Origin of the sequence: uncultured Metabacillus sp. (assembly GCF_947503125.1) — a bacterium.
GTDB lineage: Bacteria > Bacillota > Bacilli > Bacillales > Bacillaceae > Metabacillus.
In genome coordinates this window covers 131,728-147,369 of record NZ_CANNCR010000006.1, presented here as the reverse complement: position 1 = coordinate 147,369, position 15,642 = coordinate 131,728, and the positions used below count along the sequence as shown (strand labels likewise).

Below are 15,642 nucleotides of genomic sequence, written 5' to 3'. Positions count from 1 at the left end.
CAAAATTTATTGAAAGAGCGGTTTTACTTATCCATTTACTTTACAAATTTCTATATTCTGTTATCATAAATAAGTCTGATATATTTACCTAGGTAAATAAATTGAGGTGAACAAATTGGAAAACACAAACAAGTTATTTCATCTTCTTTATCAAAAGACTCGTTTAATGACGAAAGAGCTGAATGAGCATTTACAAAAACATGACTTATATAGTTCGCAGTGGACGATCCTCTATTGTTTAAAAAATAATGGGCCGATGACCCAAAGTGATATTTGGCGTTACTTGCTTGTTGAAGCACCAACGATCACAAGAACGCTTGTGAAGCTAGAGGAAAGCGGCTGGGTAATGCGGACACAAGGAAATGATAAACGGGAACGGCTTGTATCATTGACAGAAAAGGCGAAAAACATGCTGCCGATTATTGAGCAAGAAGTCAAAACTTTTGAGCAAAAGATGATAAAGCATTTAACAGATGAAGAGCAAGATTATTTTTTCAACATATTAAACAAATTAGGAACGTTAACAATCGAAAAGGGGGAATGAGTCCAAATGACTGAAGGAAAAAAAGAACCGATTTGGACAAGGAACTTTATTAGTACATCTTTAAGCAACTTTTTTATCTTTATTGCCTTTTATGGCTTACTAACATCTCTGCCTATCTATGTCGTCGACGAACTTCATCGTTCTGAGGTAGACGCAGGACTGATTGTCACCATTTTCCTTTTATCTGCCATTATTGTTCGCCCATTTTCAGGGAAGCTTCTCGATGACTTTGGCAAAAAGAAAATGTTAATGATCAGCCTTATTTTCTTTACACTATGCTCGTTTTTATACTTATGGATTGATCAATACTTTTTATTACTGGTATTGCGTTTCTTCCAAGGAATTTGGTTTAGTATTGCCACAACAGCAACAGGGTCGATTGCCGCAGATCTAGTACCAATCAAAAGACGCGGTGAAGGACTTGGCTATTTTGTCATGTCAACGAATCTTGCGGTTGTTTTTGGTCCAATGATTGCCCTTACGTTAATACAAACCGCTTCCTTTACCATACTCTTTCTTGTATTTGCCTTACTAATTACAGTAGGTGTTATCTTTACAGCGACAAGCAAAATTGATGAAAAGCATGTTAAGACAGCTAGGAAACGACTGCAGGCTTCAGATTTAATCGATCAAAAAGCACTTCCCATTGCTTTTGTTGGAAGCTTAGTCGCGATCGCATATTCAAGTGTCCTTTCGTTTTTATCTATTTATGCACAGCAGCTTGATTTATTAGATGCGGCAAGCTTTTTCTTCGTAGTCTTTGCTGTTGTTATGCTAGTGGCTCGTCCATTTAGCGGCCGTTTATTTGATTTAAAAGGACCGCATATTATCATCTATCCAGCATTGGTTTTATTTATGATAGGATTAATTTTATTAAGTATTACTGAGACATCCTTCATGCTTCTTTTATCAGGAGCCTTTATCGGACTGGGCTATGGAACAGTAGTCCCTTCTCTGCAAACACTTGCTGTTCAAGCTGCTGACCGCAACAGAAGCGGTCATGCAACAGCAACATTTTTCACTCTCTTTGATTCAGGAATTGCCGCCGGCTCTTATATTTTAGGCATGATTGCTACACAGCTTGGATACGGTCATTTATACTTTTATACCGCGATCTTTATGCTTGTCGTTATAGCCGTTTATAAATTGGTGTTACATCGAAAAAAAGAAGCGCCTGCTTTACAACTGAAGCAATCAAATGGATAAACTGTAAAAAGAGGACTGCCTCATCTTTTTGAGTCAGTCCTCTTGCTTTTGATAGTAGTGAACAAGCGCAATTATTGCACTGCCCATCCGTTCTTCTTCTGGGACAACAATTCTTGTAATCCCAACTTCGCGTAATGCTTGGGCCGTTACTTTGCCAACTGCTACAGCGACAACATTTGTTGAAAAAGCCGTTAGCAGTTTTTCTTCTAACCCTTTTTCTTTCGCGTAAGCCATTAAAAAGCGGGCTTGCGGCGTACTTGTAAAATTGACGGCATCGACCTCACCATTTAAAATTTCCCCGACAAGCTGCTCCATTACCTCTTGTTTCGGCGGAATATGCTTATAAGGCAAAATTTCGCGATAATCAGCACCTTGTTTCTCTAGCCAGTCAATTAGAACAGGAGCAGGATCGCCATGAAGCTGAAGGGCAACGCGGCAGCCAGTTAAACGATGGGCATTTAGCTCTCTCACTAACCCGGCTGTACTGCCATCATCATCCCTTACAACAGGCTGTATCCCAAGCTTTTTTAACACATTGACTGTTTTATAGCCTCTTGCCGCCACCTTTGCACTCTTTAAGGCTGCAATAAATGCATCTTCTAAGCCCATGTTAATCGCGGTCTGGTAAAGCTTGTCTGTTCCTATGCCTGTCGTGAAAATAAGCCAATCAAAATTGCCATCTACTAATGCTTGAATCTCTTTTTCTACATTTGAATCATCCAAAAAAACGGTCCCCTGTGCCGGACGCACTAAAGCAACTCCGCCTAAATTCTCAACAAGCTTACTTAATTCCTCTGACTTTCTTTGTCCAGCAAGTGCAATCGTTTTTCCCTGTAATCTCTTCACGACAATCCCTCCCAATATGTGATAAATCTGCCATTGTTCCCCATATAGACTAATCCCCTGAAGGTGCTTTCTATAACATGTACCACTTAATGTTATCAGCACCAAACGGTTCGTTTAACATGTATAACAGTTTTAGAAACCCTCAGGAAAGGGATTCACCTTAAAAGACAATTGTTTTATTTTGATGAACAATAATTCGATCTTCCAAATGCCATTTTACAGCTCTGGCCAAGACGCTTCGTTCAATTGAACGGCCAATTTTTTTCAGGTTATCGACATCATCGCGGTGATCAACACGGCTAATATCCTGTTCAATAATCGGGCCTTCGTCAAGATCGTTTGTAACATAGTGTGAGGTTGCACCAATTAGTTTAACACCGCGGCCATATGCTCGTTCATATGGTCTTGCTCCGATAAATGCAGGTAAAAAGGAATGATGGATATTGATAATTTTATTTGGATTTGCCGCAACAAATGTTGGTGTTAAGATTTGCATGTAGCGTGCTAGGATAATTAAATCAATATCATACTCTTTAAGCAGCTGCAGCTGTTTTTCTTCAACCTGTTTTCGAATCTCCTTATTTGCCGGAATATAATAGAAGGGAATATTGAGACCTTCAACTACATCTCTCGCTTCTTCATGGTTGCTGATGACGAGAGCGATATCTGTCATTAAATCACCGCTTTGCCATTCCCATAAAAGCTCAAGTAAGCAGTGCAGTTCTTTAGAAACAAAGATCGCTGTTTTTTTCACATTGTACACATGTGTGAAGTTCCAATCCATCGAAAATTCATCAGCGATTTGAGTGAATTGCCGCTCCATTTCTTTTGCTTTGTCTTTTAAACCAGGGCATTCAAATTCGATGCGAATGAAAAATGTCCCACCCTCAGGGTTTGTCGAATACTGGCTAGACTCGATAATATTTGCATTATGTGAAAACAAAAATTTTGAAATCGCAGAGACAATACCAGGTTGATCCGGACAGCTCACTAAAAGACGGCCGCGATTTTTATTTCGTTCTTGAAAAAGTTCAAGTTGATGTTTAATAGTTGCATTCATTGTTAAAACCTCTCTATAAGTAATGAAAACATTATACAATAGCATATGTTTAAAATGTAGTCTTTCGAAGATTCACCTTTCGAATAATTTGGTTAATCACTTCTGATAGAACCAATCCAATAGCAATTGCACCGGAAATCATAAAGGCCTTGGCAGCAAGAGGAATCGCCTCATTATAATTATTTTCCACGACCTGTCTCATCGCATCATAGGCCAGCCCTCCAGGTACTAACGGAATAATACCTGATACATTATAAATAATGACTGGTGTTTTATAAGCTTTAGCAAAAAATTGACTAATGATTGCGATAAAAAAGGATGCAATAATCGATGAAAATACACTATCATTTGTGGATTCATAAAGACCAAAATAAATCATCCATCCAACCATGCCAATGAAGCCGCATTTAAATAATGATTTCGCAGGCGCATTAAAAATAATCCCAAATGCAGAGGAAGCAATAAAACTCGTAATGAATTGTTCGATCAATCTATATCCCCCCATTTAAAAAAAGCCTATCCATCCTAGCTTGTCCGATTGACTTGGTTAATAAAAGGAAAAAACAACAGCAACACCTGCTCCAATCGCAAATGCCGTCAGAAACGCCTCTGCTCCCTTTGAAATGCCGGAAACTAAATGACCTGCCATTAAATCCCTTACAGCGTTTGTAATTAATAAGCCAGGTACCAGCGGCATAACAGAAGCAATAATGATTTTATCAAGCTCGGTTCCAAGATTTAGCGTAACAAATATAACTGATAACAATCCAATAATAAAAGCAGCTAAAAATTCTGCAAAAAACTTAATTTCAATTAACCGATGAATATAGATCAGGCAGGAATAGCCAATACCTCCTGTAAATAAAGCAGGGAGAAAATCTGTCCAACCGCCTTGAAACATGATCAAAAAACACCCGCTAGCAATTGAAGCTGCAGCGATTTGCACCCATATCGGATAGGCATGGGCATCCTGTTCAATGATCTTTAGATGCTCATATGCCTCTTTTATCGTAAGGTCTCCGCTGCTGATCATCCTTGACACGCTGTTTACCTTTGCAACCTTTTGAAGATCTGTTGAACGATCAACAATTCTCACTAACTGTGTAGGATGGTGACTATCAATCGAAAAAATAATTCCCGTAGGAGTTACATAGCTATGGGAGTGCATGATTCCATATGCTGCAGCGATTCGCATCATTGTATCCTCTACGCGGTACGTCTCAGCACCGCTGCGAAGCATAATCTTCCCTGCGAGTAAACATACCTCAATAACCTCATAGCTTTGCGTTTGTTTGTGATCCAACTTGCCATCACTCCATATCAGATTCTATCTAGAGTTTAATGAAGAAGCAACATGAAAGCAAATAATACTTTATATAGGAATGTACTATTAAATTATGAAAACGCCCAACAAAAAATTTAAATTTCATTATTAGACAGATGAAGTTGTTTTGCTATATCATGGATGAAGCATATTACAATTACGAAAATGGTAAAAAAGGAAGAAGGAAAAAACCTTGAGCAACAAAAGCAAATATCAAATATACATTTCGTTATTTTTCGTCATGATTACTTGGGGATTTAATGTCATTGCAACCAAACTGCTTGTGGCAAACTTCATGCCTGTCACAATGACGGCTCTGCGAATCTTCACTGCAGGTATTGGCGTATTCATTATTTTATTCGGCTTGAGACTGCTTAGAAAACCCTCTAAAAAAGAATTCCTTTGGATCCTGATTTGTTCATTATTTAATGTTGTTGGCCACCATTATTTCTTATCGGTTGGGCTTAAAGGAACCTCAGCCTCTAATGGCGGGCTTATTTTAGGGATGGGGCCGATTTTAACTACAATTCTAGCAATCTTTTTTCTTAATAATAAAGTGACATTACTTCGCTTCATTGGCATTATGTTTGGCTTTATCGGGATTTCCTTTATAGTTTTTAAAGGCGGGGATGGCTTCCAAGCTATTACTCTAGGAGATGTTCAAGTATTTTTATCGATCTTTTTGCAATGTATCAGCTTTATCATCATTAAAAAGGTTTCCTCGACTCTAGACCCGCGCCTGATGACAGGATATATGCTTGTCATTGGCTCTGTTTTCTTATTCATGATTAGTTTAGTTGTTGAACCGAATGGATTGAAAAGCATGGCTGGAGGTTCGCTTTCAATCTGGGTCATCTTTTTTGCTTCAGCCATTTTAGCTACGTCTGTTGGACATATGACCTATAATTATGCAATTGGGAAAGTTGGTGCGGCCGAGTCGGCGATTTTTATTAATTTAAATCCATTCTTCGCATTGGTTGGGGCTGCCCTGTTTTTAAATGAAGTGATCACGTTCACTCAGGTAATCGGGTTTATTTTTATTATCTTTGGCGTTGTCCTTGGTGCCGGGGGATTCGACGAGCTCCTGCGGCATCAGAAAACCAAAAGGGGAATGGTTATTTCAAAATAATCGAAAGCCATGTTACTTTTTATACCAACAAATTTGATTATTAGTCCGTTATTGTTGTAAGATTCATTAAAGCATAGACAAAGAAGCCGCAGAAAGAAGGATGTAAACACTTTTTTCATGCGGTTTTTTCAATCGAAAGGAGTTTCCCTTTATGGATTCATATAGCAGAAGACTAGTAGCTGCCGCCAAAAAAATGAAGGCCGATCTCGTGATAAAAAACGGGCGAATCATTGACGTATTTAACGGAGACATAATAGAAGAAACGATTGCCATTACCGACGGAGTCATTGTTGGAATTGGCGACTATGAAGGAGTAAAAACAATTGATGCTAAAGGAAAGTTTATCTCTCCAGGCTTCATTGACGGGCATGTTCATATCGAATCAGCCATGGTGACACCAGCGCAATTTTCACAGCTTGTTGTGCCGCATGGTGTCACTACTGTTATTGCTGACCCTCATGAAATTGCAAATGTTAGCGGCTCTAAAGGGATCCAGTTTATGATTGACACGGCTAAGAATGTACCATTAAACATCTATTTCATGCTGCCATCATGTGTTCCAGCGACACCTTTTGAAAACGCAGGGGCAAGATTGTCTGCAGAAGATTTACGGCCTTTTTATGAGAATGAAAACGTGATTGGGTTAGGCGAAGTGATGGACTTCCCGTCAGTCTTTCATCAGGACCCAGCCATGATGGAGAAGCTCACAAATGCCAATCAATTAAAGAAAAAAATGGATGGCCATGCAGCGGGTATTTCAGGTGACCCTCTGAATGTCTATTTAGCAGCGGGAATTAAAACCGATCATGAGTGCATAACCCCTGAAGAGGCATATGATCGCTTAAAACGGGGAATGTATGTCATGCTAAGAGAAGGATCTGCTGCCAAGGATTTAGTATCCCTGCTTCCTGTCGTGACCGAAAGAAATGCCCGCCGCTGTCTATTTGTCACAGATGATAAGCATTTGGACGATCTAATCGCTGAAGGAAGCATTGATTACAGTGTGGCACTCTCCATTGCTAATGGACTTGATCCGATGCTAGCTTATCAAATGGCAACAATCAATGCTGCTGAATGCTTTGGCCTGTTGACTAAAGGAGCGATCGCACCAGGATATGATGCGGATTTTGTCCTATTAAATGAGTTAGAAACAGTTGACATCGATCAGGTATTCATCAAGGGGGAACTCATTGCCGAAAAAGGTAATTGCCTGAATACATCCACAAGTCTGCTTGTTCCTGATCCATTAACAAACACGGTCCATTTAAAAGAGTTTACCCTTGAAGACATTCAAATAAAATGCCCAAACCATGCTGTAGCAAACATCATCGAGATAATTCCAAACAAAATTGTCACGCGGCATATTGTTGAGAAAATCGAAGAAAGGACTGGAGTCTTTCAGCCCTCAATTGAAAAGGATCAGCTAAAACTAGCTGTTTTTGAAAGGCATCGTAACACCGGAAATATCGGGCTTGGAATTGTAAAAGGCTTCGGACTTTCTTCAGGAGCGGTTGCCACAACGATTGCCCATGATTCACACAATGTCGTTGCGGTTGGGACAAATGACCAAGACTTAATCAAAGCTGTGAACATGATGACTACGATGGGTGGAGGAATGGTTGTTATCAAAGATGGAGAAGTGTTAGCTTCTTTACCATTAGAAATTGCCGGATTAATGACAGCCAATCAGTTTGACCATGTGAATGAAGGATTAAAGCAGATAGATCATGCTTTAACAGAAATTGGCTTTACTGGGGATTTCAATCCGTTTTTAACTTTATCCTTCTTAGCTTTACCTGTTATTCCAGAGCTAAAGCTTACTGATCTCGGACTATTTCAGGTGAAGGAATTTAAGCATATCAATATTATCGATTAAATAAGAATAAGCCCCCTGCCTATAATGGTAAGGGGTTCTCTTGATAAAAATAAAAGGTGATCTGCTCATTTGCAAGTTTTTTAAATTCCAAAATTGCTTATTAAGATTTGTTCTTCCTATGCTGTATGTGGACTTTTTCCTGTTTCTCTTTCCATTTTTGTCCTTTTGAAGCTTTCTATGGGGCTTTAGCCTGTTTCTCTTTTTCAATTTTGTCCTTTAGTGAAGCTTTCTATAGGATTTTCCCCACTCTTACCCGGTTTTTCTCTCCTGAAGCAGCCTTACTCTCTACAAGCAGCATTTTTTATATTTTTTCCCACTTCCACATGGACAAGGGTCGTTTCTTCCAACCTTTTTCACGTTTTTTGACATGCTTTCTAGTTCTTTTTGTCTTAATAATCTTTCATTTTCGCTATTTTTCACTTTCATTTCCCACTCACCTAGAAGCGGATGATCGATCCCCCTTATTTTATAATAGCCATATGCCATTAGATCGACATCAATTAAATAGGAGAAGGGTCTTTTGCTTACAAACTCATTGATTTCCGGTTCAGCAGCTGGACTTAATTGGTGGGCAAGCGCCTCAACGATCATGACTTGACTATCCTCATCCTCGACCTGATGATAAGCATCTTTCAGCACCTCAACTGCATAATCAGACTTAATATTCTCAACTATCGACGCTGCAAAAATCGACGATTCTGGTTTTAAAAGATAAGGAGCCACTGCTTCTACAACCTCATCCGTTTGAAAGGCGATTAACGCTGCAGACACCTCCTCCAAGAGAATATCTTCATCTCGGACAAGCAATGGAGCTAAATCCTGAATATACTTATCCTTCTTTAAAAGACCAATCATATAAACGGTGAGGATCCCACGATAATTAAACCATTCTTCTTTTAAATTATCCTGCAAATCTTTTTCTAGCAGGGCATCTGTAACCCATTGCTTTTTCACAAGAGTATAAGCGATTTTCTTAGCCATTTTATAAAAACCCGAGTGGATATATTTTTCAGCTTCGAGCTTGTCTAAAATGATTTCGTATTCTTCAAAAACCTCTTCCTTCGTGCCATGAACTAGTAATTCATATAGAACCCACATATCCTTCGAGAGATATGGTGCGAGGTCCTGACGATATTTCAAAGCAATCTCAGGGGATAAATCACTAATCATAGTATAATACCCGCCTACTTTGTCATAGGGGATATTTTTGACACCCTCAACTAAGGAGCCAACGATTTCTTCATGCTCTGGGTCGATCGACAATAAAGCTGCTGCCCCTCTGTTTTTCACAGCCTTGTTTATAAGCTCCTCAGTCCAGCTTCTATCCACATTCGGGTAATCATGCAAAGCATATCCAACAAAATCTTGAAGCAGAACATCTTCCGTTCTCAAAAAGGGCTCAATTCTTTCTTTAAAATTCATTTTGATCATCTCTTTCTAAAGATTCTGTCATAAAGTTCTACTTATGTTTTACCATGTGTATCTTTTTGGCACAATGATGCACTACTATTTAAAAAGAATTTTTTGAACTAGTTTGATCTTTTAAAAAAGGTGGAAATCATTTACTAACATCTTTTTCTGAAAACGCATTTATTTTTATTGACAACATGTATATACATGTTTAAGATAGTGGTATGACTTGTATATACATATTTCGACAAGCTGACTAGTTTATGAAAACGCTTCTAGAGCTTGTTCAAATATGTAACGTTATAGATTACGAAAATGATAAACCGGGAGGGAAAACCATGAGTGTCGATCAAAAACAAGTTAGTCAAATTGTTGACGCAATAGGTGGTAAAGAGAATATATCAGCTGCAACACATTGTGTTACACGCTTACGTTTTGCCTTAGTAGATGAAGGAAAGGTCGATAAAGATGCACTTGAATCTATTGATCTTGTAAAAGGATCATTTTCGACAAACGGCCAATTCCAGGTTGTCATTGGCCAAGGGACAGTTGATAAAGTGTACAAAGAGCTCGTCCAGCAAACAGGAGTTGGGGAAGCATCAAAAGACGATGTAAAAAAAGCTTCTGAACAACATTTAAATCCTTTGCAACGTGCTATTAAAACATTGGCTGACATCTTCATTCCAATCCTGCCAGCCATCGTAACGGCCGGTTTATTAATGGGGATTAACAACATCTTAACTGGACCGGGAATTTTCTTTGAAAAGGCACTTATCGAGGTATATCCCCAGTGGGCTGATGTGGCCAGCATCATTAACTTAATTGCAAATACTGCATTTGTATTTCTGCCAGGCTTAATCGGCTGGTCAGCTGTCAATCGATTCGGCGGCAGTCCATTATTAGGGATTGTTCTTGGTTTAATGCTTGTTCACCCTGATCTTTTAAATGCTTGGGGTTATGGTTCTGCTGAAGAAATTCCAGTATGGAACCTATTTGGCTTGGAAGTACAGAAGGTTGGCTACCAAGGTCAGGTATTACCTGTTTTACTTGCTTCCTATGTGTTAGCAAAGCTTGAAATTTTCTTAAGAAAACGTATTCCCGATGCATTCCAGCTTCTGCTTGTGGCACCAATTGCTTTATTGTTAACAGGACTCATTTCTTTTATCGCGATTGGCCCTATTACATTTGCTATCGGTAATGTCATCACAGATATCGTTGTCGGAATTTTTGAGGTAGCTCCAATTCTTGGAGGATTAATTTACGGCGGTCTTTATGCGCCACTTGTTATTACGGGAATGCACCATACATTCTTAGCCGTAGACTTCCAATTAATCGGCAGCACTGGCGGCACCTTCTTATGGCCGATGGTTGCATTATCTAATATTGCGCAAGGTACTGCTGCATTAGCGATGATGCTTGTTCTAAAAGATGAAAAGCTTAAGAGTCTCTCTTTAACATCTGCGGTTTCTGCTTACCTTGGTATTACAGAACCTGCTATGTTCGGGGTAAACTTACGATTCCGTTTTGCCTTTATCTCAGCAATTATCGGATCTGCAATTGCAGGTGCATTCATTTCCTTGCAAAGTGTTAAAGCCCCATCAATTGGCGTTGGCGGTCTGCCTGGATTTTTATCCATCTTCCCTGAAAACTGGGGTTCATTCTTTATTGGAATGGCGATCGTATTAGTTGTACCATTTGTCTTAACACTTGTGTTTGGAAAAATGCGTAAAGAAAAAACAAGCTGAAAGTTATACTTGAAACCTTAAAAACATTTTGAACGATACCATGGAACATAAAAGCCAAAAGCTTGTTCATCATGGTATCGTATCTTGCTTTTTACGAATGAATATCAAAACTTTAAGATCTTAAATTACATTTGGTGGTGGAAAAACATGGAACAACCTTGGTGGAAAAAGGCAGTTGTATATCAAATTTATCCGAAAAGCTTTAACGATACACAGGGCAATGGTGTTGGGGACTTGCCTGGCATTATAGAAAAGCTGGATTATTTAAAAAATTTGGGTGTCGACGTTGTTTGGCTTACCCCCATTTACAAATCGCCGCAGCGTGACAATGGGTATGATATTAGTGATTATTACAATATTCATGAAGAGTACGGAACGATGGAGGATTTCGATCGTTTAGTAGAGGAAGCCCATCAACGCGGGATTAAAATCATTATGGATATAGTTGTCAATCATACTTCAACAGAGCATGAGTGGTTTAAGCAGGCCGCTTCCTCAAAGGATAATCCATACAGGGATTTTTACATTTGGAAGGATCCAAAAGAAGATGGCTCTGAGCCGACAAACTGGGCTTCTAAGTTCGGAGGTCCTGCATGGGAATTTGACGAAAAAACCGGCCAATACTATCTTCATCTCTTTGATGTCACACAAGCTGATCTAAACTGGGAAAATGAATCCCTTCGAGACGAGGTCTACAAGATGATGGATTTTTGGTTCAAAAAAGGGGTAGATGGTTTCCGCCTTGATGTGATCAACTTAATTTCCAAAGACCAGGACTTCCCTGATGATGACGGTTCTACCCCACCGGGTGACGGCCGAAAGTTCTATACAGATGGTCCGCGTGTTCATGAATTTATTCACGAAATGAACAAAGAAGTGTTTTCAAAGCATGATAGCATGACCGTTGGTGAAATGTCGTCAACAACCATTGATCATTGCATTAAGTATTCGAATCCTGAGCGTAAAGAATTAAGCATGACGTTTAACTTTCATCATTTAAAGGTTGACTATCCAAATGGCGAAAAATGGGCAATTGGAGAAATGGATTTCCAAGCACTGAAAAGAATTTTATCCACTTGGCAAACAGGGATGAATGAAGGCGGCGGCTGGAATGCCCTGTTTTGGTGCAACCATGATCAGCCAAGGATTGTTTCCCGTTATGGAAATGATAGCGAGTACCACCGTGAATCAGCAAAAATGCTTGCGACAACGATTCATATGATGCAAGGAACACCATATATATATCAGGGCGAAGAATTTGGCATGACAGACCCAAAATTCACTTCCATCGACCAATATCGTGATGTTGAGTCTTTAAATATGTATTCGATTTTAAAAGAAAAAGGAATGCCTGAAAAGGAAATCCTCGAAATATTACAAAGGAAATCACGTGACAATTCACGTACCCCTGTTCAATGGGACAATACCGAGCAAGCCGGATTTACAACTGGCACTCCATGGATTGATGTAGCCGAAAATTATAAAGACATAAATGCAGAAAATGCTTTAAATGATCCAAATTCGATCTTTTATCATTACAAAAAGCTTATATCTTTGCGAAAAGAATATGACATTATTACAGACGGTGATTACGAGCTGCTTTTACAGGATGATCCGCAGCTATTTGCCTATGTTCGTAAAACTGAAAACGAAAAGCTATTAGTAGTCAATAATTTTTATGAAGCTAAGACAACCTTTGAATTACCTGAACATGTACAGGTAGACGGCTATTCAAGAAAACAGCTTATTTCAAACTACCCGGATTCAGTTGATTCCTTTGAGAACATGGAGCTTCGTCCATATGAATCGGTTGTTTATTATTTAAGAAAAGGCTAAACTTTAGTCTGTATGCATGGTCACGCTTGTTCATGGTAAGATAAGAATGGTGATATGACATGAGAAAAAATAAATATCATGCCATTTACAAAGAATGGACTGATAAAATAAAAACCGGAGAAATCAAAGCCGGTGAAGCTCTTCCATCTGAAAATGAGTTAGCCGAATCCTATAATACGAGCAGAGAAACGATCCGTAAAGCGTTAAACCTCTTATCGCAAAATGGCTTTATTCAAAAAATCAAGGGCAAAGGCTCGATCGTCATTGATGTCCAAAAAATGAGCTTTCCGATTTCAGGATTAGTCAGCTTTAAGGAAATTTCAAAAAACTTCACAGCTGAGCCGATCACAACGGTTCATGATTTTGGCCTGATCAAGCCTGACCCATTTATCAAGCAGCAATTAAATGCGTCAAGCAAGGACGAAATTTGGAAGGTCATTCGTTCAAGAGCAATCGGTGGTGAAAACATTATTTTGGACAAGGACTTTTTCTTAAAAAAATTTGTTCCAACCTTATCAAAGCAGATTTGTGAGGGCTCCATTTATGAGTACCTGGAAAAAGAACTACAGCTTAACATCAGCTTTGCCAAAAAGGAAATTGTTGTCGAGGATTGCACCGAGGAGGATCGAGGGTATCTCGACTTGGAGGGTTTTTCCCACATAGTTGTCGTGAAAAACTACGTCTATTTAGATAATGCAAGCCTGTTCCAATATACCGAATCCCGCCACCGCCTTGATAAATTTCGGTTTGTTGATTTTGCACGGCGCGGGGTTTAGCTTGCGATCAAACTATGCCATTGGGCTTTTGCCCCAATGGTTTTTTGTTTTATGAAGCACTCGTTTTAGCGGCTAGCTCCAGATGCCTTGCGCTTTTCTTATGAGTTTTTGAATCCATCATGGTATGATAAAACTATCCTACGATAAGAAAGGGAGTTTCTATGAAAAACGAGATCATTGAACGCTTTACAAGCTATGTAAAAGTAGATACACAATCAAATGAAAACAATGATTCCTGTCCATCTACCCCTGGTCAGCTAACACTTGCCAATATGCTTGTAAACGAATTAAAGGAAATTGGCATGGAAGATGTGACCCTTGATGAAAACGGATACGTGATGGCAACCCTTCCGTCCAACACAGAAAAACAAGTCCCAACAATTGGATTTTTAGCTCATGTCGACACAGCAACCGATTTTACAGGTGCCAATGTGAAGCCACTGCTTGTCGAAAACTATGATGGTAATGACATCACCCTAAATCAATCCTTACATATTGTCCTTTCCCCGACACATTATCCGAATCTTGCTAATTATAAAGGACATACATTGATCACAACCGATGGCACAACGCTTTTAGGAGCAGATAATAAAGCCGGAATTGCGGAAATCATAACAGCGATGGCTTATTTAATTAAGCATCCGGAAATCAAACACGGAAAAATTAGGGTAGCCTTTACACCAGATGAGGAAATTGGCAGAGGACCGCATAAATTTGATGTTACGTCATTTAACGCAGATTTTGCTTATACAGTTGATGGCGGCCCGCTTGGCGAGCTTCAATATGAAAGCTTTAACGCTGCCGCTGCCAAAATTACGTTTAAAGGAAACAATGTCCACCCTGGCACCGCTAAAGGAAAAATGATTAACTCGGCTAAAATTGCGATGGCATTTAACAGCAAGCTGCCTGCAATGGAAGCACCTGAATTTACGGAGGGTTATGAAGGCTTCTACCATTTACTTTCGTTCACAGGCGATGTAGAGGAAACAAAGCTTCACTATATCATCCGCGATCATGATAAACAGAAATTCGAAGCGAGAAAAAAGACGGTCGTTGATCTTGTTGATGAATTCAAAAGCGTGTATGGTCCAGATACCATCATTCTGGAGTTAAATGATCAATACTACAACATGCGTGATAAGATAGAGCCTGTGAAATATATTGTCGACATTGCCCACCAAGCGATGGAGAACCTAGGGATTGAGCCGATTGTCGAGCCGATACGCGGCGGAACAGACGGATCGCAACTGTCCTATATGGGATTGCCGACTCCAAATATTTTTACTGGCGGAGAAAACTTCCATGGGAAATTTGAATTTATCTCAGTTGAAAATATGATCAAGGCAACCAATACAATAATCGAAATTATTAAACTGTTTGAGGAAAGAGCAGGAAGGTAACTATCTTTTAAAATTTACCCTTTTTCATAAAGACATCCGCCGTTGCAATTGTAAATTTTAGCAGATCGATATAAGTCTAATTAGAAATAAAGGCGCAAAAGAGCCGCTATCATTGCAGCGGCTCTAAATTTGAATGGCTTTCATATTTTCATAGAATGTTATGCTTGGATTTCGCTGACAAAGCGCTGCGTAATCTCCTTTGGACGCGTGATTGCTCCCCCAACCACACTTGCATATGCTCCTAGCTCCATGCATCTTTTATACATTTCAGGAGTCATGACATTCCCTTCTGCGATTACAGGAAGGTGTACATGATTTAGAATCATTTTTAAAAATTCAAAATCGTTATCATATAGTTTTTGCCCTGAAGTTTCTTCTGTATAGCCATGTAATGTTGTCGAAATACAATCAAATCCTATTTTTTCAGCCTGTACGGCTTCCTCTACTGTTTATTAATTCCTGTTTAATATCCATAATACCCTCTTTTTAC

At 39.2% G+C, this 15,642-nt stretch carries 13 protein-coding genes and 1 pseudogene; 8 read left to right on the top strand and 6 right to left on the bottom strand.

Features of this window, described 5'->3' with window-relative positions:
• Nucleotides 1-166 precede the first annotated feature (166 nt).
• Both Q1B07_RS07130 and Q1B07_RS07125 read left to right on the top strand, forming a co-directional pair.
• Entirely contained in the window at nt 167-544 is a 378-nt protein-coding gene (locus tag Q1B07_RS07130) for a MarR family transcriptional regulator (RefSeq protein ID WP_299091316.1), read from the top strand.
• Between the two features lie 6 nt (nt 545-550).
• The gene (locus Q1B07_RS07125; protein WP_299091249.1) at nt 551-1,750 is read left to right on the top strand and encodes an MFS transporter; all 1,200 of its coding nucleotides are present in this window, start codon (nt 551-553) and stop codon (nt 1,748-1,750) included.
• Nucleotides 1,751-1,783: 33 nt separating this feature from the next.
• On the opposite strand, the gene Q1B07_RS07120 is transcribed toward Q1B07_RS07125, so the two are convergent.
• The 4 genes from Q1B07_RS07120 to Q1B07_RS07105 all read right to left on the bottom strand — a co-directional run bounded on the left by Q1B07_RS07120 (nt 1,784) and on the right by Q1B07_RS07105 (nt 4,959).
• Nucleotides 1,784-2,596: a uroporphyrinogen-III synthase gene (locus Q1B07_RS07120; RefSeq protein WP_299091251.1), complete on the bottom strand. Its 813-nt coding sequence runs from the start codon at nt 2,594-2,596 to the stop codon at nt 1,784-1,786.
• Nucleotides 2,597-2,756: 160 nt separating this feature from the next.
• On the bottom strand, nt 2,757-3,656 hold the full coding sequence (gene purU, locus Q1B07_RS07115) for a formyltetrahydrofolate deformylase (RefSeq protein WP_299091253.1): 900 nt from the start codon (nt 3,654-3,656) through the stop codon (nt 2,757-2,759).
• Nucleotides 3,657-3,705: 49 nt separating this feature from the next.
• Nucleotides 3,706-4,161, bottom strand: coding sequence for a threonine/serine exporter family protein (locus Q1B07_RS07110; RefSeq protein WP_299091254.1), 456 nt, complete (start codon nt 4,159-4,161; stop codon nt 3,706-3,708).
• Between the two features lie 42 nt (nt 4,162-4,203).
• Nucleotides 4,204-4,959: a threonine/serine exporter family protein gene (locus Q1B07_RS07105; protein WP_299091256.1), complete on the bottom strand. Its 756-nt coding sequence runs from the start codon at nt 4,957-4,959 to the stop codon at nt 4,204-4,206.
• Between the two features lie 214 nt (nt 4,960-5,173).
• Between Q1B07_RS07105 and Q1B07_RS07100 the strand changes: the two genes are divergently transcribed.
• Together Q1B07_RS07100 and ade are read left to right on the top strand one after the other, a co-directional pair.
• Nucleotides 5,174-6,109: a DMT family transporter gene (locus Q1B07_RS07100; protein ID WP_299091258.1), complete on the top strand. Its 936-nt coding sequence runs from the start codon at nt 5,174-5,176 to the stop codon at nt 6,107-6,109.
• Between the two features lie 151 nt (nt 6,110-6,260).
• Nucleotides 6,261-7,985 (top strand): adenine deaminase, encoded by a 1,725-nt coding sequence (ade, locus tag Q1B07_RS07095; RefSeq protein WP_299091260.1) that lies wholly within the window; start codon nt 6,261-6,263, stop codon nt 7,983-7,985.
• A gap of 285 nt (nt 7,986-8,270) precedes the next feature.
• On the opposite strand, the gene Q1B07_RS07090 is transcribed toward ade, so the two are convergent.
• Nucleotides 8,271-9,407: an SEC-C metal-binding domain-containing protein gene (locus Q1B07_RS07090; RefSeq protein WP_299091263.1), complete on the bottom strand. Its 1,137-nt coding sequence runs from the start codon at nt 9,405-9,407 to the stop codon at nt 8,271-8,273.
• 326 nt (nt 9,408-9,733) lie between these two features.
• Here Q1B07_RS07090 and treP point away from each other — a divergent pair, with 326 nt between their 5' ends.
• From treP to pepT, 4 genes are all read left to right on the top strand, one after another.
• Entirely contained in the window at nt 9,734-11,140 is a 1,407-nt protein-coding gene (treP, locus tag Q1B07_RS07085) for a PTS system trehalose-specific EIIBC component (RefSeq protein ID WP_299091265.1), read from the top strand.
• Nucleotides 11,141-11,287: 147 nt separating this feature from the next.
• Entirely contained in the window at nt 11,288-12,976 is a 1,689-nt protein-coding gene (treC, locus tag Q1B07_RS07080) for an alpha,alpha-phosphotrehalase (RefSeq protein WP_299091267.1), read from the top strand.
• Nucleotides 12,977-13,035: 59 nt separating this feature from the next.
• Entirely contained in the window at nt 13,036-13,752 is a 717-nt protein-coding gene (gene treR, locus Q1B07_RS07075; RefSeq protein WP_299091270.1) for a trehalose operon repressor, read from the top strand.
• A 161-nt stretch (nt 13,753-13,913) separates the two neighbouring features.
• Complete coding sequence (gene pepT / locus Q1B07_RS07070) at nt 13,914-15,152, top strand: peptidase T (protein ID WP_299091273.1); 1,239 nt, start codon at nt 13,914-13,916, stop codon at nt 15,150-15,152.
• A 158-nt stretch (nt 15,153-15,310) separates the two neighbouring features.
• On the opposite strand, the pseudogene Q1B07_RS07065 reads toward pepT, so the two are convergent.
• Nucleotides 15,311-15,601, bottom strand: a pseudogene (locus Q1B07_RS07065) (tRNA-dihydrouridine synthase); the annotation flags it as partial.
• Nucleotides 15,602-15,642 lie beyond the last annotated feature (41 nt).